22 protein-coding genes are annotated in these 23,576 nt (G+C 64.7%); 8 read left to right on the top strand and 14 right to left on the bottom strand.

Annotation, left to right across the window (positions count from 1 at the left end):
• Positions 1 to 4 precede the first annotated feature (4 nt).
• The 9 genes from hslV to regB all read right to left on the bottom strand — a co-directional run bounded on the left by hslV (position 5) and on the right by regB (position 12,561).
• Complete coding sequence (gene hslV, locus C5F44_RS01745) at positions 5 to 562, bottom strand: ATP-dependent protease subunit HslV (RefSeq protein ID WP_107671759.1); 558 nt, start codon at positions 560 to 562, stop codon at positions 5 to 7.
• A gap of 99 nt (positions 563 to 661) precedes the next feature.
• Complete coding sequence (gene trxA, locus C5F44_RS01740; protein ID WP_107671758.1) at positions 662 to 988, bottom strand: thioredoxin; 327 nt, start codon at positions 986 to 988, stop codon at positions 662 to 664.
• A 58-nt stretch (positions 989 to 1,046) separates the two neighbouring features.
• Complete coding sequence (gene addA / locus C5F44_RS01735; RefSeq protein ID WP_107671757.1) at positions 1,047 to 4,358, bottom strand: double-strand break repair helicase AddA; 3,312 nt, start codon at positions 4,356 to 4,358, stop codon at positions 1,047 to 1,049.
• On the bottom strand, positions 4,355 to 7,285 hold the full coding sequence (gene addB, locus C5F44_RS01730) for a double-strand break repair protein AddB (protein ID WP_107671756.1): 2,931 nt from the start codon (positions 7,283 to 7,285) through the stop codon (positions 4,355 to 4,357). The genes addA and addB overlap by 4 nt, the downstream gene beginning before the upstream one ends.
• Positions 7,285 to 7,962, bottom strand: coding sequence for a nucleotidyltransferase family protein (locus C5F44_RS01725; protein WP_235822476.1), 678 nt, complete (start codon positions 7,960 to 7,962; stop codon positions 7,285 to 7,287). Before C5F44_RS01725 ends, addB begins: the two co-directional genes overlap by 1 nt.
• Positions 7,962 to 8,975, bottom strand: coding sequence for an aminoglycoside phosphotransferase family protein (locus tag C5F44_RS01720; protein WP_107671754.1), 1,014 nt, complete (start codon positions 8,973 to 8,975; stop codon positions 7,962 to 7,964). The genes C5F44_RS01725 and C5F44_RS01720 overlap by 1 nt, the downstream gene beginning before the upstream one ends.
• Positions 8,972 to 9,445, bottom strand: coding sequence for a tRNA (adenosine(37)-N6)-threonylcarbamoyltransferase complex ATPase subunit type 1 TsaE (tsaE, locus tag C5F44_RS01715; protein WP_107671753.1), 474 nt, complete (start codon positions 9,443 to 9,445; stop codon positions 8,972 to 8,974). Before tsaE ends, C5F44_RS01720 begins: the two co-directional genes overlap by 4 nt.
• Before the next feature lie 77 nt (positions 9,446 to 9,522).
• Positions 9,523 to 11,082, bottom strand: a complete 1,560-nt coding sequence (locus C5F44_RS01710) for a PAS-domain containing protein (protein ID WP_107671752.1) — start codon at positions 11,080 to 11,082, stop codon at positions 9,523 to 9,525.
• 87 nt (positions 11,083 to 11,169) lie between these two features.
• The gene (gene regB, locus C5F44_RS01705) at positions 11,170 to 12,561 is read right to left on the bottom strand and encodes a sensor histidine kinase RegB (RefSeq protein WP_107671751.1); all 1,392 of its coding nucleotides are present in this window, start codon (positions 12,559 to 12,561) and stop codon (positions 11,170 to 11,172) included.
• Positions 12,562 to 12,648: 87 nt separating this feature from the next.
• Between regB and C5F44_RS01700 the strand changes: the two genes are divergently transcribed.
• The 3 genes from C5F44_RS01700 (at position 12,649) to C5F44_RS01690 (ending at position 14,268) form a co-directional block, all read left to right on the top strand.
• Positions 12,649 to 13,272, top strand: coding sequence for an SCO family protein (locus C5F44_RS01700; protein WP_107671750.1), 624 nt, complete (start codon positions 12,649 to 12,651; stop codon positions 13,270 to 13,272).
• A 56-nt stretch (positions 13,273 to 13,328) separates the two neighbouring features.
• Complete coding sequence (locus tag C5F44_RS01695; protein WP_107671749.1) at positions 13,329 to 13,883, top strand: ActR/PrrA/RegA family redox response regulator transcription factor; 555 nt, start codon at positions 13,329 to 13,331, stop codon at positions 13,881 to 13,883.
• Positions 13,884 to 13,953: 70 nt separating this feature from the next.
• Positions 13,954 to 14,268, top strand: coding sequence for an H-NS histone family protein (locus tag C5F44_RS01690; RefSeq protein WP_107671748.1), 315 nt, complete (start codon positions 13,954 to 13,956; stop codon positions 14,266 to 14,268).
• Positions 14,269 to 14,271: 3 nt separating this feature from the next.
• On the opposite strand, the gene C5F44_RS01685 is transcribed toward C5F44_RS01690, so the two are convergent.
• Positions 14,272 to 15,126 carry a LysR family transcriptional regulator gene (locus tag C5F44_RS01685; RefSeq protein WP_181318146.1) on the bottom strand — a complete coding sequence of 285 codons (855 nt, stop codon included), beginning with the start codon at positions 15,124 to 15,126 and terminating at the stop codon, positions 14,272 to 14,274.
• 120 nt (positions 15,127 to 15,246) lie between these two features.
• Between C5F44_RS01685 and C5F44_RS17900 the strand changes: the two genes are divergently transcribed.
• Positions 15,247 to 15,390 carry a hypothetical protein gene (locus C5F44_RS17900; RefSeq protein ID WP_164681933.1) on the top strand — a complete coding sequence of 48 codons (144 nt, stop codon included), beginning with the start codon at positions 15,247 to 15,249 and terminating at the stop codon, positions 15,388 to 15,390.
• 3 nt (positions 15,391 to 15,393) lie between these two features.
• Here the strand turns inward: C5F44_RS17900 and C5F44_RS01680 are convergent, their stop codons facing one another.
• On the bottom strand, positions 15,394 to 15,990 hold the full coding sequence (locus C5F44_RS01680; protein WP_107671746.1) for an HD domain-containing protein: 597 nt from the start codon (positions 15,988 to 15,990) through the stop codon (positions 15,394 to 15,396).
• A gap of 80 nt (positions 15,991 to 16,070) precedes the next feature.
• On the bottom strand, positions 16,071 to 17,009 hold the full coding sequence (locus tag C5F44_RS01675) for a glycosyltransferase family 8 protein (RefSeq protein WP_107671745.1): 939 nt from the start codon (positions 17,007 to 17,009) through the stop codon (positions 16,071 to 16,073).
• A 222-nt stretch (positions 17,010 to 17,231) separates the two neighbouring features.
• Between C5F44_RS01675 and ahcY the strand changes: the two genes are divergently transcribed.
• From ahcY to C5F44_RS01655, 4 genes are all read left to right on the top strand, one after another.
• Positions 17,232 to 18,629, top strand: a complete 1,398-nt coding sequence (gene ahcY, locus C5F44_RS01670) for an adenosylhomocysteinase (protein WP_107671744.1) — start codon at positions 17,232 to 17,234, stop codon at positions 18,627 to 18,629.
• Positions 18,630 to 18,944: 315 nt separating this feature from the next.
• On the top strand, positions 18,945 to 20,951 hold the full coding sequence (locus tag C5F44_RS01665; protein WP_181318145.1) for a TonB-dependent receptor domain-containing protein: 2,007 nt from the start codon (positions 18,945 to 18,947) through the stop codon (positions 20,949 to 20,951).
• 138 nt (positions 20,952 to 21,089) lie between these two features.
• Positions 21,090 to 21,431, top strand: coding sequence for a DUF2853 family protein (locus tag C5F44_RS01660; RefSeq protein ID WP_107671742.1), 342 nt, complete (start codon positions 21,090 to 21,092; stop codon positions 21,429 to 21,431).
• Positions 21,432 to 21,510: 79 nt separating this feature from the next.
• Complete coding sequence (locus tag C5F44_RS01655; RefSeq protein WP_107671741.1) at positions 21,511 to 22,701, top strand: MFS transporter; 1,191 nt, start codon at positions 21,511 to 21,513, stop codon at positions 22,699 to 22,701.
• A gap of 183 nt (positions 22,702 to 22,884) precedes the next feature.
• Here the strand turns inward: C5F44_RS01655 and C5F44_RS01650 are convergent, their stop codons facing one another.
• Positions 22,885 to 23,322 carry an EVE domain-containing protein gene (locus C5F44_RS01650; RefSeq protein ID WP_412917516.1) on the bottom strand — a complete coding sequence of 146 codons (438 nt, stop codon included), beginning with the start codon at positions 23,320 to 23,322 and terminating at the stop codon, positions 22,885 to 22,887.
• Positions 23,301 to 23,573 carry a YciI family protein gene (locus C5F44_RS01645; protein WP_107671740.1) on the bottom strand — a complete coding sequence of 91 codons (273 nt, stop codon included), beginning with the start codon at positions 23,571 to 23,573 and terminating at the stop codon, positions 23,301 to 23,303. Before C5F44_RS01645 ends, C5F44_RS01650 begins: the two co-directional genes overlap by 22 nt.
• Positions 23,574 to 23,576: the final 3 nt, after the last annotated feature.

The following is a 23,576-nucleotide window of genomic DNA, read 5'->3' as shown; positions in this document are numbered from 1 at the left end:
CCTGTCATGCGGTGATCCGCTCGACCGTCAGATTGCCGTTGGTATAGACACAGATGTCGGCAGCAATCGCCATGGCCTTGCGCGCCACGGCCTCGGCGGGCAGATCGGTTTCCATCAGCCCGCGCGCCGCGGCCAGCGCGAAGTTGCCGCCCGATCCGATGGCGGCGATGTCATGTTCCGGCTCCAGCACATCGCCCGCGCCGGTGATCACGAACAGCGCCGTGCCATCGGTAACGATCAGCATGGCCTCAAGGTTGCGCAGGTACTTGTCCATGCGCCAGTCCTTGGCCAGATCGACACAGGCCCGCGCCAACTGGCCCGGCGCGGCCTCCAGCTTCTTCTCCAGCCGCTCCAGCAGGGTGAAGGCATCCGCCGTGCTGCCGGCAAAGCCGCAGACCACATCCTTGCCGCCGGGCGACAACCGCCGCACCTTGCGCGCCGTGCCCTTGATGACGGTCTGGCCCAGGCTTACCTGCCCGTCACCGGCCACCACCACCTCACCGCCCCGGCGCACTGCCAGGATCGTGGTTCCATGCCAGCCGGGAAACTTGTCGTCGGCCATCTGTCTCTCCGTCGTTTCGCTGCCCAATATGGCGGCGGCAGGCGCAAAACAAAAGGGCGGCCCTTCCAGACCGCCCCTTGCTCTTGACGCAGGCGAAAATCAGATCGCCGACTTGATCCAGTTGTCCAGCGCGGCCTTGGGGGCGGCGCCAACCTTGTTCGACACGACCTGACCGTCCTTGAACAGGAACAGCGACGGGATGCCCCGCACACCCAGAACCGCCGGGCTTTCCGGGTTCTCGTCCACGTTCACCTTCACGATCTTGACCTTGCCGGCATATTCCGCCGCCAGTTCTTCCAGCGCAGGGCCGATCTGCCGGCAGGGGCCGCACCATTCGGCCCAGAAATCCACCACCACCGGCACGTCCGACTTGCGGACTTCGGCATCAAAGGTGGCATCGGTGACGGCGACGGTGGCAGCGCCCATGGCGGTTCTCCTGAGGGGATTTGTCGGTTATCGAAGGTATGGACCGGGCCGGGAATCGTCAAGGCATAGCGGCCCGGCCCAGCGCAGCCCTCACGATATCGAGAGAGAGCGGCATCAGCACCGGCCCGCGCGTCCACAGGATCGCGGTTTCGATCCGGCGGTCGGGGTAGATGGCGTGCAGCGCGTGGGCATAGGCCCCCAACTGCCGCAAATAGGCTTCGGGCACCTCTTCGGGGCGGGTCGGAATCCGCCGGTTCGACTTGTAGTCGATGGCGGTCACCACATCGGGCGTCACCACCAGCCGGTCGATGCTGCCCGCCAGAACCGCCCCGTTCCACGGGGCGGAAACCGCCACCTCGGCCAGCGTTCCGGGCTGAAACAGCCATGTCAGAGACTGTTCCGACAGGATCGCCTTCGCCTCGTCCAGAACATCAAGCGCGCCAATCTGTTCTGCCAGCGCCGCCCAGTCGGCCTGCGGCAGGCCTGGCAGATGCTCAAGCAGCAGGTGCAGTAGACTGCCCCGCAACACCGGATCATAGCCCGGGGCATCCAGCGGTTCGCCCGCCACCACCTTCTCACCGCCCAGCGCCGAAGGCGAAACCTCGGCCAACGGCGCAGGGGGCGGTGACGCTGCAACCAGCGCCCAATCAGGTGCGGCAATCTCTGGCTTGGCCCGCACAGGCGCGGGGGCATCCGTGGGCCAGTGCCCCACCTGCAACCGCCGCACGCCTTCGGCCAGGGGCTGAAGCGGCAGGGTCGCGGCGCCCCGTTCGACCATTCCATACCACGATTCGGGGCCACATTCGCCCGCCGCCGCCACGATCAGCCAGCTTTTCGCCCGTGTCAGCGCCACATACAGCAGCCGCAGGTTCTCGGCCTTGCGGGCGGCGCTGCGTTCGGCCTTGGCCGCAGCCACCACGGCGGGGTTATCCTCCTTGCGCCCGGCCCAGACCGGCACGCCGTCCGCCACCGGCAGGATCGCATCGCGGTCGTCCAGCCGGCGGTCGGCGGTATCGGGCAGGATGACAATCGGCGCCTCAAGACCCTTGGCCCCGTGTACCGTCATCACCCGGATCAGCCCGCCTTCTGCCTCTGGCCGGCGCTTCACCTCAACCTCGCCCGCCTGCATCCAGGCCAGGAACCCTGTCAGCGACGGCACCTCGCTGCGTTCATAGGCCAGAGCCTGCGCCTGCAACTCATCCAGCGCCTCGGCGGCCTCGGCACCCATCCGGCCCAGGATCATTGGCCGACGCCCGTGTCGTGTCAGCACCCGGTCGATCAGCTCATAGGGCCGCAGGAACTCGGCCCGGTTGCGCAGGTCATGCAGGACGGCGACGGTTTCAACCTCGGCAGGGTCATTGCGCAATGCTTCCCAGAGATAGCCTTTGCGGCTCTGTGCAAGCCGGAACAGCCGCTTTTCCGACCAGCCGAACAGCGGCGACCGCAGCGCAGTTGCCAGTGCCAGATCGTCCTCGGGCGTGTTCAGAAAGGCCAGCAGCGACAGGATGTCCCGCACCGCCAGATCGTCGGTCAGGATCAGGCGGTCTGCCCCGGCGATCGGCAGGTTGGCCGCCTTGCAGGCGCGGATGATTTCGGCGAACACCTCCTTGCGGCGTTGCACAAGGATCAGGAAATCCCCTGCCTGCACCGGGCGGAAGGTGCCGGTTTTCGGGTCATCCGGGATTTGAACCCCGGTTTCGATCATCTTGGCAATCTGCCCGGCAATCCTGCGGGCCAGAACAACCGTGGCATTGTTCTCGGCCATCAGGTCAACGGGTTCGTACCAGGCGCCTTCCTCGGGCTTTTCGGGCGGGGGTTCCGCGGGCCAGATGTCCACCCGGCCCGGCAAATCTTCGTGAAAGGCCAGATGCCGGAACGCGCCGCCCAGCGGTTCAGAGGCGGGGCCGTCAAAACAGCGATCCACCAGATCCAGGATCGCGCGGGACGAGCGGAACGAATGTTGCAGGGGCAACTGCTGCAACGGTGCCTTGGCGGCGTTGAACCGGCCCGAAAACTTGCCCTTCACGTCGTCAAAGGCCGCCACATCGGCGCCCTGGAACGAGTAGATCGACTGTTTCTTGTCGCCCACCACGAACAGCGACCGGGGCACCCGCCGCGCGCCTTCGCCGGCAGTGAATTCCTGCGTCAGCGCCTCGATGATGCGCCACTGGCCGGGGCTGGTATCCTGCGCCTCGTCCACCAGAACGTGGTCAAGGTTGCCATCCAGTCGGAACAATACCCAGGGCGCGACCAGAGGGTCAGTCAGCAGATCGGTCGCGCGCAGGATCAGATCGTCGAAATCCAGCCAGCCCCGGGCGGATTTCGCAGCCTCATACCGGCGCAGGAAGGCCCGGGCAAAACGATGCAGCCGCACGGCCGCCTCGGCCGCCTCAAGCGCCATGCGCAAGGGCCGGGCAGATTCGACCCGCGCCATCAGATTTTCCAGCGCGGCCCTGTGGGCAACAATGGCTTCGGCCGTCTTCTTGGTCGGGAAAGACCCTATCTTGGCCGAATAAGGTGCCTTGGCACCGCTGCCGGTCAGCAGCAGCCCTTCCAGAACCCGCAAGGCTGCAAGCGAGGGCAGTGGCGGCAGGGTTTCGACCACACCCGCGGCTTTCGCGTCGGTCACCGTGCCGCTTTTCAGCGCCGGCAGGATCGCCGCCAGCAGCGCCGCTTCGCTGCCCAGAAACACCTGCGCCAGCAAGGCAGCCCTGTCCAGACCTTTAGGCAGACCAAAGGATGCGCGCAGCGCCGCCTCGTCCAACCGGCCCTCAAAAGCCGTCTTTCGACCGATGACCGCCCGCGCCAGTGCATCAAGGTCTTCGCCGGAATCTTCAAGAACCGTCTCTAACAAGGCGGAATCCGGCCCTTCGGCCATGACGTCCAGCACATCCGCCCGCAGTTGGGCGGCGCTGCGGTCGTCAATCTCCTGAAAGCCCGGCGATACGCCCGCCTCCAGCGGGAAGCGCCGCAGCAGGCTGCCGGCAAAGCTGTGGATGGTCTGGATGCGGATACCACCCGGGGTTTCGATGGCACGGGCAAACAACTGCCGCGCCAGACGCAACTGTTCGGGCGGCAGGTCGCCTTCGCCCAGGTCGGCCAGACTGTCGCGCAACGGCCCTTCCGGGGCCATCGCCCATTCGCCCAACCGCTTGAACAGTCGGTTCTGCATCTCGGCCGCCGCCGCCTTGGTATAGGTCAGGCAAAGAATGTTCTGCGGATCAACCCCGCGCAGCAACAGCCGCGCCACCCGGTCGGTCAGAACCCGCGTCTTGCCCGATCCGGCATTGGCCACCAGCCAGACGTTGTCATCCGGATTGGCAGCCGCGATCTGGGCAAGCGAAGCGTCAGAAGGAACCGGCCGGTTCATGGCACATCCTCGGGCACCGGGGCATCGGTCGCATCCCATTCACCGTGGCGTGCCAGATCGTCATAATCGCCCGGCCATTTCACCTCGAACACCGCCCGGCGCGAGGTATATCCTCGCCCCGGCTCGGCCCAGGCGTGCAACAGCAACAGCAGTTCATCTCGCGTGGCGGCAATCAACTCGGGCGTCATCACGGTGCGTTCCGCTTTCAGGTCGGCCCCAAGGCCCTGATAGACAATCTCGCGCACCTCGGCACCGGCCACCTGCGGAAAGGCCCCCATATCCGCCATCACCGCCGCCAGCAGCAACTGCTTGGCAAAATACCTCTGCTCTTTCTCGCCGGGCGGCTTGCCGGTCTTGTAATCGACGATCCGCAGGCTGCCATCGGGCAACAGGTCAATCCGGTCAGGTTTGCCAACCAGCGTGAAAGGCGGGTGGGCGAAGGTGGCCGTGTGTTTCTCTTCCAGCAGCACCGGCGTCCCACCCTCACGCGCCAGCGCCTCGACAAAGGGCCGCGCGATCCGCGCCAGACGCCCGCGCCAGACCGTCCGCGCCACCGGCCAGGGCACATCCTGCGCCAGCACCGTATCGGCCACATCCAGCAGACGCGCCACCGCCGCTTCGGAATCGGCGGGCAGAGGGCCAGCCTTCAGCAGCGTTTCCATCACCCTATGCACCACTTCGCCACGCAGGCGGGCGTCGGCATCGGCCCGCAGCGGCGACAGCGGGTGCAGTTTCAGCAAATGCTTGGCATAAATGGCATAGGGGTCGCGGATCAGCCGCTCGATTTCAGTCAGCGACAACCGTGCCGGGCGCAGCGCAACCGGCGGGCGCGGCGCGGGCCGCACCGCAGGGGCGGAAGGAAGCGGCCGCTCCACCGCCGCCGCCTGCGCCATCAGATCGGCCCCCCGCGCCCGCATATCTGCAAGCGCAGTAGGGCCGCCACCGTCAGGCAGGCCGGCCAGCAGGTTGACCAGCCGGTTCAGCCAGCGCGATGGAACCGTCTCGGCTTCGGCATCGCGCAGGGCGCGGCTCAGCACCACCTGCGGCGCGGCGGCGGCCATCTGGTAATCATGCGCTGCCAGCCCGATCCGCCGCTCGGGCAGCAAAAGGCCTGCCTCGGCGCGCATCTTGCGGTTCAGCCACGGGTCCGGGCTGGGCTGACCCGGCCAGATACCTTCGTTCAGCCCGGCCAGGATCACCAAATTTGCGCCCTGAATCCGCGCCTCTTGCGGGCCAAGGATCTGCACACGCTCATCCGTCAGCACCGCGTCACGCACCGCGCGGCGTGCCAGAACGCCATCCAGCAGCGCGGGGTAATCCAGCGGCGACAGGACAAAGCCTTCGGGGGCTTCGGCCTGAAACTCGGTCACCGCCAGAAGGGCCTCGATCCCGGCGGCCTTGTCCCAGGGCGTATCACCCGCCGCATCCCAGTCGGCACCGCGGGCCAGTGCCTCGGTCGCCGCGCGATGGCGGGCGATCAGCACCGGAAGCGGGGCTTCATCCAAGGTCAAAAGTGTCTCTAACACTCCACAAATGACGCGTGCCCAGTCAGGTGCAAATACCTCTTTCCGCGCCTCAGCCCAGGCTGTGAGGAAACCTGCGTCGGGAAAAGCCGGGCCGTGGCGGCGCAGCTCCAGTTCCAGATCGCGGGTCAGCAGAAGATGCGGCCCGCGATCCGCCCCCGCAAAGGCCAGCGGATGTTTCAGCAGCGCCAGCAGGCCCGGCCCCGTCAGCCGCCGCCCCATCGCGCGCGCCGTCAGCCGCAACAGCCGGCCGGGCGGCGTATGCGGCAAGGGTTGACCGGCCGAGTCGTCGGGCAGCACGCCCCAGCGATCCAGCGCGGCACTGACGCGGCGGGTCAGATCGCGATCGGGGCTGATCAGCGCCACGCTCTGCCCCTCTTCAACCGCCTGTCGCAGCCGCAGCGCGATGGCCATCGCCTCGGCTCGCGGGGTGGGTGCTTCAAGCAGGGTCAACCTGGCAGTGGCGGCAGACAGCCCCGGAAGAGCGCCGCCTTCTGTGATCCACTGGTCGGTAACCGGGGCGGGCCTCAGCGACAGCGACAGAAGCCGGTTCCGGGCCGGATCTGGCGCGGCGCCGGCGGTCCATTCGGACACATCGCCGGGGGCGATCTTCAGCAGCGCCATCAGCCGGCGATGGCGGAACTGCGGGTGATCCTCGTGCGCCATGGCATCAGCCATACTGTCCCAAACCTGCTCGGGCAGGTCGAAATCATGCCCCGGCAAGACCAGCGCACCCTGCGGTAACCGCACCACGGCCTGCATCAACAGGGCGGTTGTGCCGCGCGATCCGGTGGAACCCGCAACGATCACCGGGTCGGCCGGCGGCCGAGATTGCCAGCCCTCGATCAGCCGCAATGTCGCGGCGCGCAGGCGCGCTTCGGCATCCGGGCGGGCATCGGCATCGAAGAACCGCTCAACCAGCGACAGGAACCGCTGGCTGCGCGCCCAATGCGCCGCGTGGCCTTCAACATCCAGCGCGGCCACTGCCTCGGGGTCCACGCCTTCGGCGCGCATTTCGTCCATCAGGGCGGCCAGACTGTCGGCCAGATCGAACAGCGCCCCGCGCGGGGCCAAAGACGGATCGGCCCGCAGCATCCGGTCAATCAGCACCACAAGCTCCAGCCGCCGCCCCAGACCGGAAACCGCTGGTTCAGGGCCGCAAAGCAGCGGATCGCCACCCAGTTCGGTGACCAACCGCAGTCGCGGCAGCAGCGTCGCGCCGCTCGCGGTCAGACAGGCCCGCAACCGCCGACGCATCCGCTGGGTGTTCAGGAAAATCGTAACCCGAGCCAGTGCCTCGGGCGTCTGCCTCCCAAGCCGCTGCAACAGACCTTCGGCCAGCCGTGCGGGGAAATCGGCGCCGGGTGGCAGGCCAAAGACATGCGGGCCGGGGCCTGCGAACATCAGCCCCCCTCCCGCAGCATCGCCTCGGCTTCGGCCAGCCCTTCGGGGCTGCCCACATCGCACCAGTCTCCGGCATAGGGCAAGGCATAGGCCCGCCCTTCGGCAATCATCCGGTTCCAAAGGCGGTTCAGCGAGAAAACAGGCTCTGTCATGGCTGAAAGCGTATCTGTTCGCAAAATCTGCGCACCCAGATACAGGCTGCCCGTCTCATCCACGGCGCGGGTGATCCGGCCTTCCGCATCCAACCGGAAATCGGCCTTGCCGCTGCGCCCGCGCACCTGCGCCCGGTCCTTGACCAGAAGCAGCGCATCCATCCGGTCGCCCTCCCAGGCCTTGGCCAGCAGCGACAGCGGGTTAGGCCCGCGCCAGACGGCATCGGGGTTCAGTGTCATCACCGGCCCCGGCCCCAGCATCGGCAACGCTGCACGCAAGCCGCCGCCGGTGTCCAGAATGGCGGCACGTTCATCACTGATCTGTACCCCCGGCCGCCCGGCCAGATGGTCGATGATCTGGCCACCCAGATAATGCACGTTCACCACCACCGGCGCACAAGCCGCGTCTTCGGCCAGGTTCAGCGCCCGGTCCAGCAGCGTTTCGCCCAGAACGGGAACCAACGGCTTGGGCCGCGTTGCGGTCAGTTCGCGCATACGGGTGCCGAAACCCGCAGCGAACAGCATCAGCGGGAAGGGGCGCATTGGGCACGAATCCGGGTCAGCGTTTCAGGGGTGGGGGGCGGCAACAGACCACCGCACAGGTCGCGCAGTCCGTGCAGTGCCGGGTGCGAAAGGTTGCGTTGCAACTGCCCCCAGACCCGGGGCACGAAGTCCAGATAGCCGGGCTTGCCATCCACCAGACAGAGCCGCGCGAAGATGCCCAGAATTCGCAGCGCACGCAGCGCCCCCAGCGTGGCATAGGCCGGCGACAGGTCGGCCACCGTCAACCCCAGCCCCCGCGCCATCCGCGCCACGCCCTCAGTTTCAACCTCGGGCGCCACATCGCGCCGCGCGTCCTGCAACAAAGACACAAGGTCATAGGCCGGTTGCCCCATCTGCGCCTGCTGAAAATCCAGCAGCCCCACCCGCGCCAGCCCGCGCCGATCGGGCAGCCAAAGCAGGTTTCCCGCATGATAGTCCCGCAGGATCAGGATGCGCGGCCCGTCGGCATGGGTCTGCAACAACGTGGTCAGGGCGGCATGAAAGTCGTCGCCATCCGGCACGGCCCCGGTCGCGGCGCGCGCGTAGAAATCAAGCACGAAGCCCGCCGATCGCGCCCAGTCTTCGGCGGAAAGATCAGGCACCGGGGCTGGCGGCGCGGCCCGTTGCAGGTGAAGCAGCACTTCAACCGCCTCGGCATAGAGCGGGGCTTCCTGCGCCGGATCCTTCGTCACCGCCGCCGTGTAAAGGTTGTCGCCCAGATCTTCGAGCAAAAGGAAACCCTGGGCGGGTTCGGCGGCCAGAATCTTCGGCGCAGAAAGACCGATGGCCGTCAGATGCGCGTCGATGCGCAGGAAATCCTGCACATCGTCGCCAGCGCCGGGCGGGCTGTCCATCAGCACGGCACGATCCGCGCCCCGTTCCAGCCGTTCATAGCGCCGCGCCGAAGCATCGCCAGCCAGATGCCGCCGAACCGCCGCGTCCCAGCCGGCCTGCCGCAGGAATAGTGTCTTGGCGGCTTCGCGGTTGCGGGTCATGAATTTGGGCCCTGTTCAAGCGCAGCCAGAATCTGCGCGGGCGCGTGGGCAAGACGCACCCGCCGACCGTCGCCTTCAACGGTCAGGGTCAGCCGCATCGCATTACCGGGCGCGCGTGAGCCCAGCCGGTCGGGCCATTCCACCAGCACGATGTCGCGCCCCATCGCCTCGGTCAGGCCCAGTTCATCAACCTCATGCCCGCCGGTCAGCCGATAAAGGTCGGCGTGCCAGATTTCGCACTCTGGCCCGTCATAAGTTTGCACCAGCGTGAAGGTGGGCGACGGCACCTCGGTCGCCGCGCCACACAGCGCCCGGATTGCCGCGCGGGCGATGTGCGATTTGCCGGCGCCGACAGGGCCATCCAGCAAGACCGTATCGCCGGGGCGCAGGGCATGGCCCAGGGTTGCGCCAAAGCGGCGGGAAGCCTCTTCATCGGGAAGGTGAAATTCGGGCGGGGCATCGGCAGGCATGGGCCGAGTCTAGCCGGGCCAAACGCAAGACGAAAGCCCGGCGCAAGGCCGATATGCCGCCGGATCGTCGTTACCTGTCAGGCAACCATCACGGCTTGCGCTGCGCCTGCATCGCCTGCGGCAGGTGGCATCACCCGGAAACTGACCATGGTCGCCCCTTCCGGCAGCGGCATCACCCGGCATTCGACCAGCCGGCCGTCCTTGAGCCGCACTTCACCATCCCAAGGATCGCGGGTGCCAAGGGTGCGGATGTAATCAGCCAGGTCGTTCCACAACAGCGTAGGCGCTGTCAGGCGCCGCCAGTTGGCCAGGGCGTCGGGCTCCTGCATCTCAAGGCCCAGTCCCGGCGGAGGGTCGCCCCACAACTGCATCGCGGCGCGGTTCGACAGGATCACCCCGCCATCGGCCGCAAACACCACCACCGGCTGATCCAGCCCATCCACCACCGCACGACCCATCGCGACATCGGCACGGTCACGACGGCTGCGCGCCGTCTCGGACGATATGTCCTCGAACAGGAAAGCCAGCCCGTCATTGGGATGCGGCCGCCCTGTCACCCGCATCGTCCGCCCGTCGGGCAACGACCAGGTTTCCTGAAACAGGCCCGACGCGGCGGCTTCCTCAAGATCGAAAATCTGTTTGCGCCAGCTTCGGTAATCTTTCGGCTCGGGCAAAACAGCGCGTTCGCGCATGGCGTCCAGCAGCATGGAAAGCGTTGGTCGCGCGACCAGAAACTCGATCGGCAACCCTGTCAGGTCAATCAGGGCGGGGTTGAAGATCTGCAGCACCCGGCCACGGTCGAAAATGGCCAGGCCGATGGGAAGCTGGGCAAAGGTCTTGGTCAGTGTCTGCTGGAAGTCGCGCAACGATACCTCGGCCCTGACCAAGCGGTCTGCCGGTTGCGCGTAATGCAGCACCCGCCCCTCAAGCGGGACAGAACACAGGTCAAACCAGTAATCATCATGGCCAAGGCGCAGGCTGCGCCGGGTTGAGGTGTCTTCAGCGGTGGTGGGAAACAGCGCGGGCAAGGGCCAGCCCAGATCTTCGCCGGGTTCCAGCCGGTTCACCGCGCATTGGATATAGGCCCCGTTGGCCCAGGTCACCTGACCATCGCCAGTGCAATGCCAGATCAGCAGGGGGGCGTGGGTCAGCGTGATCCGCATCGTCTCGGCCTCGTCGCGCAGGGCCAGTTCGGCCGCGGCTTCGGTGCCCGGCTTGCGCTGTTCGCTGTCACTGTCCGAAAGGGTCAGCCGGGTCAGCCCGCCCAGGCTTTCGGCGCGCAGAACCAACGGCGGTTCGATGTCCTGACGCGAACAAAGAACAACGCGGCCTTCGCGCGGCAGGCCTTCCAGCCGCTGGGACAGGCCAGGAAACAGCGGCTCTAGCCGGGCCATGGCCTGCAGCCAGGCCTTGCCGCCGGCCAGCCCCGCCGACACCAGGGCCCGCCCCGCAGGGGTGGCATCAACCAGCCGGTCGCCATCGAACAGCAGCACCGTGCCGGGTGTTGCCTGCGAAAAGATCGAGCTGACCGCCTGCCGCCCCCGACGCGACAGGGCCTGCACGATCAGAACCGCCGCCAGGGCCATCAGACCGGCAGCAAACAGTGTTCCGAAGGCAAGCGTCCAGTCAAACAGCATGGGCCCGTTCCGGCAGGGTGGCGCTGCCAGACTAAAGCCCTCTCGGTTAACGCAGGGTTAACCGCGTTTCGGCCTACAGGGCCGGGATCAATGGTCGAACGTGGCGTTCTGCGCCCCGATCGGTGTGGTCGAGGCCAGAAGGCTGGTCGTCGCCCAGACCGCCTCGACCACGGCGCCACAGCGTTCAGGGCGCTCTTCCGGCGCAAGGAAGGGATCGGCACCGTTGGCAAAGCTCAGCGTTGCACCGGACCGCTCCAGCAGGGTCTTGGCGATGAACAGGCCCAGCCCCATGCCTTCATATTCGGGCCGCTTGCTGAGATCCTGTTCAGACCGGCGCGACCGCACGAACGGATCGCCGATCCGGCCAATCACGTTCTGCGGATACCCCTCTCCGTCATCGACAATGCGGACAAGAACAGTGCGGTCGGTCCACTCGGCATCAACCCAGACCGTGGTGCGCGCGAAATCCACCGCGTTCTGAATCAGGTTGCGCAGCCCGTGAATTATTTCCGGCCGGCGCAGCACCGTAGGCTGCCGGTCTGCCCCGCCCGGCCCCGGCTGAAAGTTGAAGATCAGCTCCTTGCCACGTTCTGCATGTGGCTCCGCCGCCTCGCGCAGAACGGCGCCCAGGGGGGCCTGGCGCAGTTGCAGATCGTCCTTTCCGGCCCGGCCCATGCTGCGCAGGATGTCGCGGCAGCGGTCGGCTTGTTCGCGGATCAGCCGCACATCTTCATATTGTTCGGAAGACTGGTCCAGATCCTGCATCAGCTCGCTGCTGACCAGCTTGATCGTCGCCAGAGGCGTGCCAAGCTCATGCGCGGCGGCGGCCACCACCCCCCCCAGATCCGTCAGCTTCTGTTCGCGTGACAGGGCCATCTGCGTTGCCAGCAGGGCATCTGCCATGGCGCGCATTTCGGTGGCTACACGACGCGAGTAATGCCCCAGAAAGACAATACCGACAACGATTGCCAGCCAATACCCGAATTCGAAAATTGGCGGCACTGTCAATTCCGTGCCGTCCGCCATTCGCAGCGGAACATTCACGAAGGCGGTGACCGAGATGTAAAGCACCGCCATTGCACCCAGAAAGAGAGTTGTTCGCAACCCCAGCGCGCTGGCGGAAATGGTGACGGGCGCCAGAATAAGCAGCGCGAAAGGGTTTGTCAGGCCGCCGGTCACCAGGATCAGGAAAGACAACTGCGTCAGATCGAACAGCAGCATCAGCAGCGCCTCGAACTCGGTCAGGCGCTTGCTTTCGGGAAAGACGAAAGATGAGACCGTGTTCGCAATGACCGAGGTCCCAACCGCAAGGTAGCACAGGCCCAGCGGCAACTGCAGTTCGAAGAACCTGTCGGCAACGGTGATGGCGGCCAACTGGCCGGCAATCGCCATCCAGCGCAGCAGGATCAGCGTGCGCAGGCGCACCCAGTTGCTGCGGTCCTCCTCGGAGTGAAAGCCCAGACTGCCGTCTTGTTGCATGTCCGCCCAACCGGTATGACTGATTTTGCCCTTGTTAAGGGCGCGCCGTGGCGCGATCAATGGCAAGTCCGATCGGAGTAGGGTGAAATGTCAAAGGTATTTGCGGGTATGGCAGCGGTCGCGACGGTGGCCGCCCTTGGGGCGATGGCCGGTTACGCCTTCTGGCCAAGACCGACGGATGCCTTCGCCCAATGCCGCGCAGGCCAGTCCGCCGCCGATATCGGCGGGCCGTTCACCCTGGTTGACAAGGACGGCAAGACCGTCACCGATACTGATGTGATCACAGCGCCGACGCTGGTTTATTTCGGCTATACCTTCTGCCCGGATGTCTGCCCGCTGGACATGTCGCTGAACGCGGAAGCTGCCGATATTCTGGAAGAAGAAGGGCAATTGGTGAACCTCGTGTTCATCTCGGTCGACCCGGGCCGCGACACGCCCAAGGTGGTTGGCGACTTCGCAAGCAACATCCACCCACGCGCGATCGGCCTGACCGGCTCGGATGAACAGGTTGCGGCGGCCGCCAAGGCGTACCGCGCCTATTTCAAGAAGCAGGATGGCGATCCCGAATTTTATCTCGTGGATCATTCGGCTTTCACCTATCTCGTCCTGCCGGGGCTTGGCTTTATGGATTTTTTCAAGCATGACACCCCTGCTGAACAGCGGGCCCAAGGCGTTCGCTGCTTCCTGGAGGCAGCCGCTCAGTCAAATTGACGCTTGTGAGCTTTATCTTTACGCTTGTCCGCACACGTTAGAGAGGATGTTCGTCAATGGCCGAAGACATGCAAGCCGAACTGGGTGCGGACCGGTCGCTCCTTCTGGTTGATGATGACGAGCCTTTCGTCAAGCGCCTGGCCAAGGCGATGGAGAAGCGGGGCTTTCTTCCCGAAACCGCCGAAAGCGTTGCCGCGGGAAAGCTGATCGCGCAAAACCGCCCGCCGGCCTATGCGGTTGTCGACCTGAGGCTTGAGGACGGCAATGGTCTGGACGTGGTCGAACTGCTGCGCGAAAGGCGGCCCGACTGCCGCATCGTCGTGCTGACGGGCTATGGCGCGATCGCCACGGCGGTGGCCGCCGTCAAGATCGGCGCCATTGATTACCTGTCGAAGCCCGCCGATGCCAATGATGTGATGAACGCGCTTCTGGCCCGCGGTGAAACCTTGCCCGCCCCGCCGGAAAACCCGATGTCGGCAGACCGTGTTCGCTGGGAACACATTCAGCGCGTTTATGAAATGTGCGATCGCAATGTTTCCGAAACGGCACGCCGGCTGAACATGCACCGCAGAACTCTGCAGCGTATTCTGGCAAAGCGCAGCCCGAAATAAGACTATTGCCATTGCGGCAGCTTTCTGTCTGTCATATCGCATCTGGCATGCCGTCATGGGAGGTTTTTGTATGAGTATTGACTTTCACTCGCTCTCGCTTAAAGAGCTGAAAGACATTCAATCGCAGGTCGCAAAGGCGATTGCGTCCTTTGAAGATCGGGTCAAGAAGAAGGCCCTCGCGGAACTTCATGAAAAAGCCCGCGAACTTGGCTTTTCCCTGGAAGAGCTGACCGGAACGCCGGTTGCCCGCAAACGCACCCCTTCATCGGCAAAATACGCCAATCCGGCCAATCCGGCCGATACTTGGACGGGCCGCGGCCGCAAGCCACGCTGGTTCGCCGAGGCTTTGGCCAAGGGCAAGCGCCCGGAAGACATGGCGATCTGATCGTCAGGCTGCCGCAAACAGCCACTTGAGAAACGCCCGCGCCGCAGATCGTTGCGGCCCGGGCGGAGTCACCACGAAATAGGCCGGCAACTGTGTGCGGCTGTCGTGAAGCAGCACAAGCCTTCCTGTGCTGATATCTTCCTCCATCAGCGCCAGACTTTCCACAATCGGCCCCAATCCTTGCCGGGCCGCCGCAAGCGACAATTCCTCGCCAGGGAATTCGGTTCGACTCAAGCGTTGTGGATCAAGGCCCAGACTTTTCAGGTAATTCTCCTGCTCTGGCCAATCCTGCGTCAGCAGCCAGTCCATGCGCTGCATTTCTTCGACCGTCAGTGTATTTCGGCCCGACAGCAAATCCGGCGCGCAGGCCACGGCCATTCGCGCCGGGGCAAGGAACCTGGCCTCAACGCCGGGCCAATCGCCATTGCCATAGCGCAGGCCAATATCCATTCCGTCGCGCCGCAGATCCAGAACGCGGGCGTCGGGGTGCAGCGACAGCGCAATGTCGGGATGCAGCTTCCAGAATTCCTTGAGCCGGGGCATCAGCCATTGTGACGCGAAGCTGGGCGTCAGGGTGATCCGCACCGGGCGGGCCGCGCCTGCGGCTTTCAGCGCCTCAACCCCGGTCTGGATGGCACCAAAGCCTTCTGACAATGCCCGCGCCAGATCGGCGCCCTCGGCCGTCAGCGCCATGCCGCGCCCGTGCCGCATCACCAGCGCCACGCCCATCAATCCCTCAAGCGTGCGCACCTGCTGGGCTACGGCGGCATGGGTCACGTTCAGCGCCCGCGCTGCCTGCGAATAGCCGCCGCCTTCGGCCACGGCATGAAAGGCACGCAGCGCAGACAGCGGGGGCAAGCGGGACCAGGCGACTGTCATCTGTTAGCTGACCTAACAATATGGAAAAATTGCTGAGTGGGACTTTGGCCCAGAATTGCTTACAAAAGGCCCTAGAGACAAGCGTGAAAGGAGAAGGACATGTTATCACTCTTCGCAGATGCCCTGCTCATCGCCACGCGCGGTGATCTGCTGCGGCCCGATGAACAGACACGGCGAACGGACCCCGAGCGGGAGCGCGAAAAGCTGCGCCGGTGGATGGCCACCACCGGGGGCCGCGACTGACCGTCAGCCGCAGGCGGCAAGCAAATCCGCATGACGCTGCACATATTCCGCCCGCACCTCTGCGGGCGGACGCAGCCGGATCGCCAGGCCGCGCACCAGCGCCGCATCGGGCTTGCCGAAGAAACGGTCGGCCTCGGCCATGGTGAAGCCCGCGATCTGAACCGCCTCAAGCCAGGCCGAAACCTTGTCGGCTGCCTTGATCTGTTTCTTGATGGGCACCGGCAAGGCAGCGGGCAGTCCGAACCGCAGGTGTACTGCAGCGGTCAGCCGTTCATCCAATGCACCATAGTCGGGCCCGATTGCCGCCTTCACCGGGCTGATCATGTCACCGATCACATACTCCGGGGCATCGTGCAGCAGCGCCGCCAATCGCCAGCGCGCCGCAACCCCGGGATTTGCGCGTGTGAACAGCTCTTCCACCAGCAACGAATGTTCGGCCACCGAATAGGCCCAATCGCCCCGCGTCTGGCCGTTCCAGCGCGCGACAAAGGCCAGCCCATGCGCAATGTCCTCAACCTCGATGTCCACCGGGGTCGGGTCCAGCAGATCCAGCCTGCGGCCGGACAGCATGCGTTGCCAGGCACGCGCGGGTTTCTTCATCGGGCAGGTCCGGGGCGTTTCGGTTGATCAGGGCGGGCTCTGCCCTTGGTCATACGCACGCCCGGGCCACATGGCCAGTGTCAGACTGTGGCCAGCGGATCGGAAAAGCGGTCCAGGTAGCGCAGCAGCGCAGGCCGGAAGGCCAGGAACTGCAACGCCATCCGCAGGCTGCGCGGCCCCGACCGCAGCAGCGACGATTCTGGCGTCACGATCTGGGGCCCGTCCGGGAAGTGCCGCCCCATGAAGCGGGCATAGGCCTTCTGAAAACGCGCCGGATACAAACCGCGCCCGTCGTTCCAAGGCTTCAGATGGCCGATGAAGTGCACCAGATTTGGCGCCGCCCAGTCCGTGAACAGCGGTTGCTTCAGCGGCCATTGCCAGTTCCACACCGGGGAAAGCTCGGCCCAAGCGCCGTCCAGCACAAGATTCAGCAGCGACTGGTCATGGTGCCGCGCAAGTTCGGGCTGTGCCTGCCCCAGCGCAAGGCAGCGGTCGCGCAGATCTTGCGCGACAAAGACTGCCGGGTCGATCACCATCAGCCCGGCGTTGAAATAGCGCTTGCTATCGCGCCCCGCCGCCGCGAACTCAAACACCTTGCGGTCCGGCTTGCGCCACTGCTGCACATCGCGCACCGCTGCCAGCGCCTTTCCCCGCAGATCCACCTCGAACAAGGCCGACCAATCGCCGCATTCGGCGAACATGTCGGCATCCAGATAGACCAGCCGGTCATAGTCCTGCGCCAACAGATACGGCATCCAGAGGCGCAGGTAGGTGGATCGTGGCAGATTGCTGTTTTCCAGCGCCAGATAGGCCGGGTCATCGACCGGCCCGATCAGGCGCAACCGCAGATCATCAAAAGCCGGGGGCAGATTCAGCTGTGCATCGCTGACAAGGCAGATATCGAAATCCCGTCCGGGGCTCAGCCGGTCAATCTGGCTGACAAGAAACAGCGCGAAGGGCACATAGGCCTGATCCACACACAGCACCAGCGCCTTGCGCAGTTTCTGTCCAGCCGACATGCCGCCACCTCCTGGTTGCCGCGCCACCGCGCCCGGCCCGCCCTGCGGGAGTTTCGACAAGAGCTAACGCAGCAACATGGCCCGGCACAAGGCATGGGTATGCTCCAGAATGCCCCAAAGTGGAGGATGGCGCCGATACGGCACCCGCCCGGCAATTGCCGACTTCGGCCGGGAATGATAAAGGGCGGACCGAAATCGAACTTTACAGGAGCGGCACCAGGCATGGCCGATTACATCGTCAAGGACATCGCGCTTGCGGACTTCGGCCGCAAGGAACTGACCATCGCCGAAACCGAGATGCCGGGCCTGATGGCCTGCCGCGAAGAATTCGGTCCGTCGCAGCCGTTGAAAGGCGCCCGCATCGCCGGGTCGCTGCACATGACCGTGCAGACCGCCGTGCTCATCGAAACGCTCAAGGCCCTTGGCGCCGATGTCCGCTGGGCTTCGTGCAACATCTTTTCGACCCAGGATCACGCCGCCGCCGCCATTGCCGCAAGCGGAACGCCGGTGTTCGCCATCAAGGGTGAATCGCTGGAGCAGTACTGGGATTACACCGACCGCATCTTCCAGTTCGGCGGCGAAGGTGGCACCTGCAACATGATCCTCGACGATGGCGGCGATGCCACGCTGTACATCCTGATGGGTGCGCGGGTCGAAGCCGGCGAGACCGACCTGATCGCCGTTCCGACCAGCGACGAAGAAGTTTGTCTGTTCAACCAGATTCGCAAGCGCCTTGCCGCCAGCCCCGGCTGGTTCACCAAGCAGCGCGCCGCGATCAAGGGCGTTTCGGAAGAAACCACCACCGGCGTCCACCGGCTGTATGAACTGCACAAGAAGGGCCAGTTGCCCTTCCCGGCGATCAACGTCAACGACAGCGTGACCAAATCGAAGTTCGACAACAAGTACGGCTGCAAGGAATCGCTGGTGGACGGCATCCGCCGCGCCACCGACACCATGATGGCCGGCAAGGTTGCCGTCGTCTGCGGTTATGGCGATGTGGGCAAGGGCTCGGCCGCCAGCTTGCGCGGTGCGGGTGCCCGGGTGAAGGTGACCGAAGTCGATCCGATCTGCGCGCTGCAGGCCGCGATGGACGGCTATGAAGTGACCCTGCTGGAAGATGAAGTCGCCACCGCCGACATCTTCATCACCACCACCGGCAACAAGGACGTGATCCGCATCGAGCATATGCGCGCGATGAAGGACATGGCCATCGTCGGCAACATCGGCCACTTCGACAACGAAATTCAGGTCGCCGCGCTGAAGAACCACAAGTGGACCAACATCAAGGACCAGGTAGACATGATCGAGATGCCGTCGGGCAGCCGCATCATCCTTCTGTCCGAAGGCCGCCTGCTGAACCTTGGCAACGCCACCGGCCACCCGTCCTTCGTGATGTCGGCCAGCTTCACCAACCAGGTGCTGGCGCAGATCGAGCTGTTCACCAAAGGCAAGGACTATGCCCCAGGCGTCTATATCCTGCCCAAGGCGCTGGATGAAAAGGTGGCGCGCCTGCATCTCAAGAAGATCGGTGTGAAGCTGACCGAGCTGAAGCCCGATCAGGCCGCCTATATCGGCGTGAATGTCGAAGGCCCGTTCAAGGCCGACCATTACCGCTACTGATACCTCGCCCAAAACGGCCAAGGCAAAGGGCGCCCCCACGGGCGCCCTTTGTGCGTTTTGTCACCTCTGCGCAACAGCAGCAGACAGGGCGAAATAATTCCCGACAAAAATAGTTGACTCATCCCATCCGCTGCGGCAGGGAACCCCTACCCATGCCAGCGTTCAGGGCGCCCCGCGCGCGCCCCAAGACAGCCAGCAGCCGGATCAACCCGGATCGGCTGCCGCTGGCCTGCGCATCTTGCGACCTGTTCCAGCCAGGCCCGTCCGACAGGACCGGCGCGCATGACGCGCGCCCCGAAGAAGGAACTGGGAGCCATGACATCCCCCCTCGACCGCGCTTCAGCCGCGCTTGCCGGCCTTGTGCTGTTTGCCGCGCCGGCCTTGGCGCAAGAGACCGAAACGCCGTTGCACCTTGGCCGCATCATCATCGGCTACAGCGCCGACGGAACCCCGGTCTATGCCGGTGAAAACAGCTCAACCCTGGAAGGCGATGCGATCACCGGCCACGGCGGCATCGTCACTCTGGATGAAGTTGTCCGCCAGACACCCGGCGCCAGCACCCTGATGAACGCAGGCCAGGCGGGCGTGGCGGTGGCAATCCGCGGTCTTGGCGGATCACGCGTGAGCACCACCATCGAAGGCGTCCCGCAGAACTTCCGCTTCACGGCGCACAACACCGCCGACGGTTTTGCCTATGTCGATCCGCTGCTGCTGTCGGCAATCGACATCACCCGGGGCGCTTCGCTGACGGGGGGCGGCCTGACCGGCAGCGTCAACTTCCGCATGATCACCGCCACCGATCTGGTGCGCGATGGCGAAGGCACCGGCGGCATGGTCCGCCTGCGCTATGGCGACAACGGCGAAGGCTTTGCCGGCATGGCCGCCGTGGGCATGGTCCGCGGCCCGCTGGAACTGGCCTTTGCCGCCTCCAGCCGCGACCTTGACGCCTATGTGAACGGGGCGGGCGACAAGGTGGACGATACGGCGCAAAAGGGCGGCTCGCTGATGCTGCGCGGCGCTTATCAGGTGTCGGAGGCGCTGAAGGTCAACTTCCTGGCCATATCCTACGACACCGACTATGCCTCGGCCTATCGTATGAGCTTTGCCCCCGGTATGCCCCCGGTCACGCTGGCAGCCTACAACCACGAAGTCAGCAATGACATCTACAGCCTGGGCTTCACCTATTCGACCGGCGACCTGATCAACCTGACCGGCAACCTTTATTCCGGCACCACCACCCACCGGCACGTTTCCGGCTTCGGCTCGGCCCTTGGCCGGGTGATGGAGACTGAGACGCTTGGGCTTGATGTCAAGAACGTCTCGACCGCGGCCCTGGGTGACTGGACCCTGACCTCGACCAACGGCTTCGAGATCTCGCGCGACAAGCTGGGTGGCCAGCAGAACGCCTCGGGGTCTCTGACCGGGGTGAACCCGGTGCGAGGAAACACCGACCGCGCCGCAGTCTTTTCGGAAAACACCTTCACCAACGGCCCGTTCGAGGTGATGCTGGGGTTCCGCTATTCCGACTATGATCTCGACACAACCGTCGGCAGCGAATATTTCAAGATCTCGCACAGCTCGTTCGACCCCAAGCTGTCACTGGCCTACAGCATCAACGACACCTTCCAGCCTTATGTTTCGGTCTATCGCAGCACCCGCGCGCCCACGGCGCAGGAAACCTTCCTTGGCGGCGGCGATCCGTCGATTCACGGCTTCGGCTATATCGGCAACCTTGCCCTCGAACCCGAGGTTTCGGAAGGCTACGAGCTTGGCGTGAACATCACCCGCGACGGCATCTTCCGTGCCGATGACGCGCTCAAGGCCCGGATCAATTATTTCGACCTTGATGTCGACAACTTCATCATCGCCCAGACCACCGCCGGTGGCGCCGGTATGCAGTTTGTCAACATCGACGAAACCGTCCGCACCCGCGGGCTTGAGCTGGAACTGGGTTACGAATCCGACCGCTTCTCGGCCATCCTGGCCTGGGCGCACAGCAAGGGGTCTTACGGGGGCGGCCGCCTGCAACCCGAGAACACAATCAGCGCCACGCTGGCCGGCCACTTCCTGGACGGCGCGCTGACGGTGGGGACCACGCTGGTCTACAACAGCAACGGCCCGGCCGCGATTGCCTTTGAAACCGATACGAACCGCGGCTCGTACAAGACCATCGACATCTTCGCCAGCTATGACGTGGCCGAGAATTTCTCGGTCAACGCCAAGGTGTCGAACCTCACCGATGAACTTTACACCCCTTGGGCGGCGACCGACAGTTCCGGCCCCGGCCGGTCGGCCTATATCGGCGGTGAAATCCGGTTCTGACGCCCGGTTGTGCCGCATTTCCGGGGGCCGGTGTTGACACGGCCCCCGGAATTTTCCCCTATCGCCGGACGGTATGGCCTTGCTATCCGATTTGTTGGTGACAAACTGGCGCGCGAACGCGCCATGGGAGAGTGTAAGATGGGTAAAAGAGACGAACTTATTGCGAAATACGCAGACGATCTGAAGAACAAGTGCAAGATGACGCCGGATATGGACCTTCTCACCAAGGTTACCATCGGCTGCGGCCCGTCGATCTATGACAACGACGCCCAGACTGTTGCCGCCTCCGATCCCGAAGAACTGGAGCGGATCAAGAACAACTTTCTGATCAAGAAGCTTGGCCTGTCCGACAGCCCGGCGCTGATGGAAGGCATCAAGGCCGTGGTGGAAACCTACGGCAAGTCCGAGCGCAACAAATATCGCGCGCCGTTCTACTACATGCTGGTCAAGCATTTCGGTAAGGAAGCCGTTTACAAATAAGCTGCATTCACGCAGCAGCGATTGCCAATCGCGGAACGGGCGGCCATGGTGCCGCCCGTTTCCTGTCTGAAGGCCCGCCATGACCCTGCAATCCCGGACTGCCCCGCACGAGACCACCGTCGTTCCGGTCATTCTGGGCGTGTCGCTGGGGCATTTCCTGAATGACCTGATGCAGTCGCTGATCCCGGCGGCCTATCCGCTGCTCAAGGACAACCTCGCGCTCAGCTTCACGCAGATCGGGCTGATCACGCTGGTCTTTCAGGGCACGGCCTCAATCCTGCAACCGCTGGTCGGGCTATACACCGACCGCCGTCCGCTGCCCTATGCGCTGTCGGCCGGCATGGCCTCAACCGGCGCGGGCCTTGTCCTTCTGGCCCATGCCGCCAGTTTCGCCATGGTATTGTGTTCCGTTGCGCTGATCGGGCTGGGCTCGGCGATCTTCCATCCCGAGGCCTCTCGCATTGCCCGGCTGGCGGCCGGTATGCGCCCCGGCTTTGCGCAATCGGTGTTTCAGGTCGGCGGCAATGCCGGTTCTGCCCTTGGCCCGCTTGCCGCCGCCTTCATCGTGCTGGAGCGTGGTCAGCTTTCGATTGAATGGTTCGCCGCCGTGGCCCTGGCGGGGATGTTGGTGCTTTATGCCATCGGCCGCTGGTATCAGTCGGTCGGGGCGGGCCGCGCCGCCCATCGCAAGGCCCGCGCCGCCGCAACGGCCCCAGACCCCGGCACCGTCCGCCGGGGCATGACATTGCTGGTCGTGCTGATGGTCTCGAAGTTCGTCTATTCGGTCAGTTTCTCCAGCTACTACACCTTCTATCTGATCGAGCACTTTGCCCTGACCAAGGCGCAGGCCAACCTTTGCCTTTTCGTTTTCCTGGCCGCGGTGGCAGCCGGCACCATCATCGGCGGCCCGATCGGAGACCGCATCGGCCGCCGCCGGGTGATCCTGTGGTCCATCCTTGGCATCCTGCCGCTGGCGCTGGCCCTGCCCTGGCTGCCGCTGGTTCCCTCGATCCTGTGCGCGGCACTGGCGGGCCTTGTGCTGGCCTCGGCCTTTCCGGCAATGGTTGTCTATGCGCAGGATCTGATGCCCCTGCGAACCGGCATGGTGGCCGGAATGATGTTTGGCGTGGCCTTCGGCATCGCCGCCATCGGTGCCGCCCTGCTGGGCGTTCTGGCCGATCATTGGGGCATCGTCGCCGTCTACCGAATCTGCGCCTTCCTGCCCCTGCTGGGGCTGGCCGCGTTCTTCCTGCCCGACACCCGCCACTGACCGGCATCGCCTAAAATGCCCGCGGCTTTTCGGTTGCGGCACAGGCTTGCCCTGCGGCAAGGTTCCGGCCTTGGGCAGAACCGTCCGAAACCTTGTCAGATGACATGCAGCGTTCGGGGCGCATGTGGGGTGAATGGAGGGTTCCGCAGGGGTGCGGACCCTCCGTTTCCCCATGTCGTCGCGTCAGGGGTCAACCCCGCCCATCCGGCAGACAATCTCCCATTCCCGGGGGCTGACGGGCTGCACCGACAGACGGCTGCTGTTGACCAGCACCATCGCCTCAAGCCCCGGCGCAACCTTGCAATCTTCCAGCGTGACCGGCCGCAGAAACGGTCGGACGGCGCGGATCATCACACAATCCCAGCGGGGATCGTCGGTGGTGCTGTCGGGCTGACTTTCGCGACAGACCTCGACAATGCCGACGATCTCTTTCCCAATGTTCGAGTGGTAGAAGAACCCCAGATCGCCCACCTTCATGGCCCGCATGTTGTTGCGGGCCTGATAGTTGCGAACGCCGTGCCATTCCTCGCCCTCGGCGCCTTTGGCGACCTGCTGGTCCCAGCTCCAGGTGTCAGGCTCGGATTTGAACAGCCAGCGGTTCACCCGATCACCTTCTTCCATTCCCTAATCTCCACGCTTTGGAACAGACCGGCCATCGCATAGGGATCTGCCGCCGCCCAATCCTCGCCGTCGCTCAGCCGGCCAACGTCGAGAATGACCAAAGATCCGACCATCTCGCCGGTCGGCGAAAGGAACGGGCCGGCCATTTCAACCACGCCGCTGGCCTCGATATAGGCCAGATGGGCGTCACGGTTGGTCTTGCGCACCTCAAGGTGCCCCGGCTTGTCGATGCAGATCAATGCCACGCGCATGGG

This window comes from Fuscovulum blasticum DSM 2131 (assembly GCF_003034965.1).
In the GTDB taxonomy this organism is placed as follows: Bacteria; Pseudomonadota; Alphaproteobacteria; order Rhodobacterales; family Rhodobacteraceae; genus Pseudogemmobacter; species Pseudogemmobacter blasticus.
Note: the sequence above shows the minus strand (reverse complement) of the source record. Positions and strands in the feature narration are given on the sequence as shown.

What these genes read in the sequence shown, in the direction of transcription:
- C5F44_RS01695 (WP_107671749.1), top strand. Translation starts at nt 13,329, where the DNA reads ATGGCCGAAGACATGCAAGCCGAACTGGGTGCGGACCGGTCGCTCCTT.
- hslV (WP_107671759.1), bottom strand. Translation starts at nt 562, where the DNA reads ATGGCCGACGACAAGTTTCCCGGCTGGCATGGAACCACGATCCTGGCA.
- ahcY (WP_107671744.1), top strand. Translation starts at nt 17,232, where the DNA reads ATGGCCGATTACATCGTCAAGGACATCGCGCTTGCGGACTTCGGCCGC.
- C5F44_RS01655 (WP_107671741.1), top strand. Translation starts at nt 21,511, where the DNA reads ATGACCCTGCAATCCCGGACTGCCCCGCACGAGACCACCGTCGTTCCG.
- C5F44_RS01675 (WP_107671745.1), bottom strand. Translation starts at nt 17,009, where the DNA reads ATGTCGGCTGGACAGAAACTGCGCAAGGCGCTGGTGCTGTGTGTGGAT.
- C5F44_RS01725 (WP_235822476.1), bottom strand. Translation starts at nt 7,962, where the DNA reads ATGCTGTTCGCTGCGGGTTTCGGCACCCGTATGCGCGAACTGACCGCA.
- C5F44_RS01650 (WP_412917516.1), bottom strand. Translation starts at nt 23,322, where the DNA reads ATGGAAGAAGGTGATCGGGTGAACCGCTGGCTGTTCAAATCCGAGCCT.
- addB (WP_107671756.1), bottom strand. Translation starts at nt 7,285, where the DNA reads ATGTTCGCAGGCCCCGGCCCGCATGTCTTTGGCCTGCCACCCGGCGCC.
- tsaE (WP_107671753.1), bottom strand. Translation starts at nt 9,445, where the DNA reads ATGCCTGCCGATGCCCCGCCCGAATTTCACCTTCCCGATGAAGAGGCT.
- C5F44_RS01680 (WP_107671746.1), bottom strand. Translation starts at nt 15,990, where the DNA reads ATGAAGAAACCCGCGCGTGCCTGGCAACGCATGCTGTCCGGCCGCAGG.
- C5F44_RS01690 (WP_107671748.1), top strand. Translation starts at nt 13,954, where the DNA reads ATGAGTATTGACTTTCACTCGCTCTCGCTTAAAGAGCTGAAAGACATT.
- C5F44_RS01665 (WP_181318145.1), top strand. Translation starts at nt 18,945, where the DNA reads ATGACATCCCCCCTCGACCGCGCTTCAGCCGCGCTTGCCGGCCTTGTG.
- C5F44_RS17900 (WP_164681933.1), top strand. Translation starts at nt 15,247, where the DNA reads ATGTTATCACTCTTCGCAGATGCCCTGCTCATCGCCACGCGCGGTGAT.
- C5F44_RS01720 (WP_107671754.1), bottom strand. Translation starts at nt 8,975, where the DNA reads ATGACCCGCAACCGCGAAGCCGCCAAGACACTATTCCTGCGGCAGGCC.
- trxA (WP_107671758.1), bottom strand. Translation starts at nt 988, where the DNA reads ATGGGCGCTGCCACCGTCGCCGTCACCGATGCCACCTTTGATGCCGAA.
- C5F44_RS01660 (WP_107671742.1), top strand. Translation starts at nt 21,090, where the DNA reads ATGGGTAAAAGAGACGAACTTATTGCGAAATACGCAGACGATCTGAAG.
- C5F44_RS01645 (WP_107671740.1), bottom strand. Translation starts at nt 23,573, where the DNA reads ATGCGCGTGGCATTGATCTGCATCGACAAGCCGGGGCACCTTGAGGTG.
- C5F44_RS01700 (WP_107671750.1), top strand. Translation starts at nt 12,649, where the DNA reads ATGTCAAAGGTATTTGCGGGTATGGCAGCGGTCGCGACGGTGGCCGCC.
- regB (WP_107671751.1), bottom strand. Translation starts at nt 12,561, where the DNA reads ATGCAACAAGACGGCAGTCTGGGCTTTCACTCCGAGGAGGACCGCAGC.
- C5F44_RS01710 (WP_107671752.1), bottom strand. Translation starts at nt 11,082, where the DNA reads ATGCTGTTTGACTGGACGCTTGCCTTCGGAACACTGTTTGCTGCCGGT.
- addA (WP_107671757.1), bottom strand. Translation starts at nt 4,358, where the DNA reads ATGAACCGGCCGGTTCCTTCTGACGCTTCGCTTGCCCAGATCGCGGCT.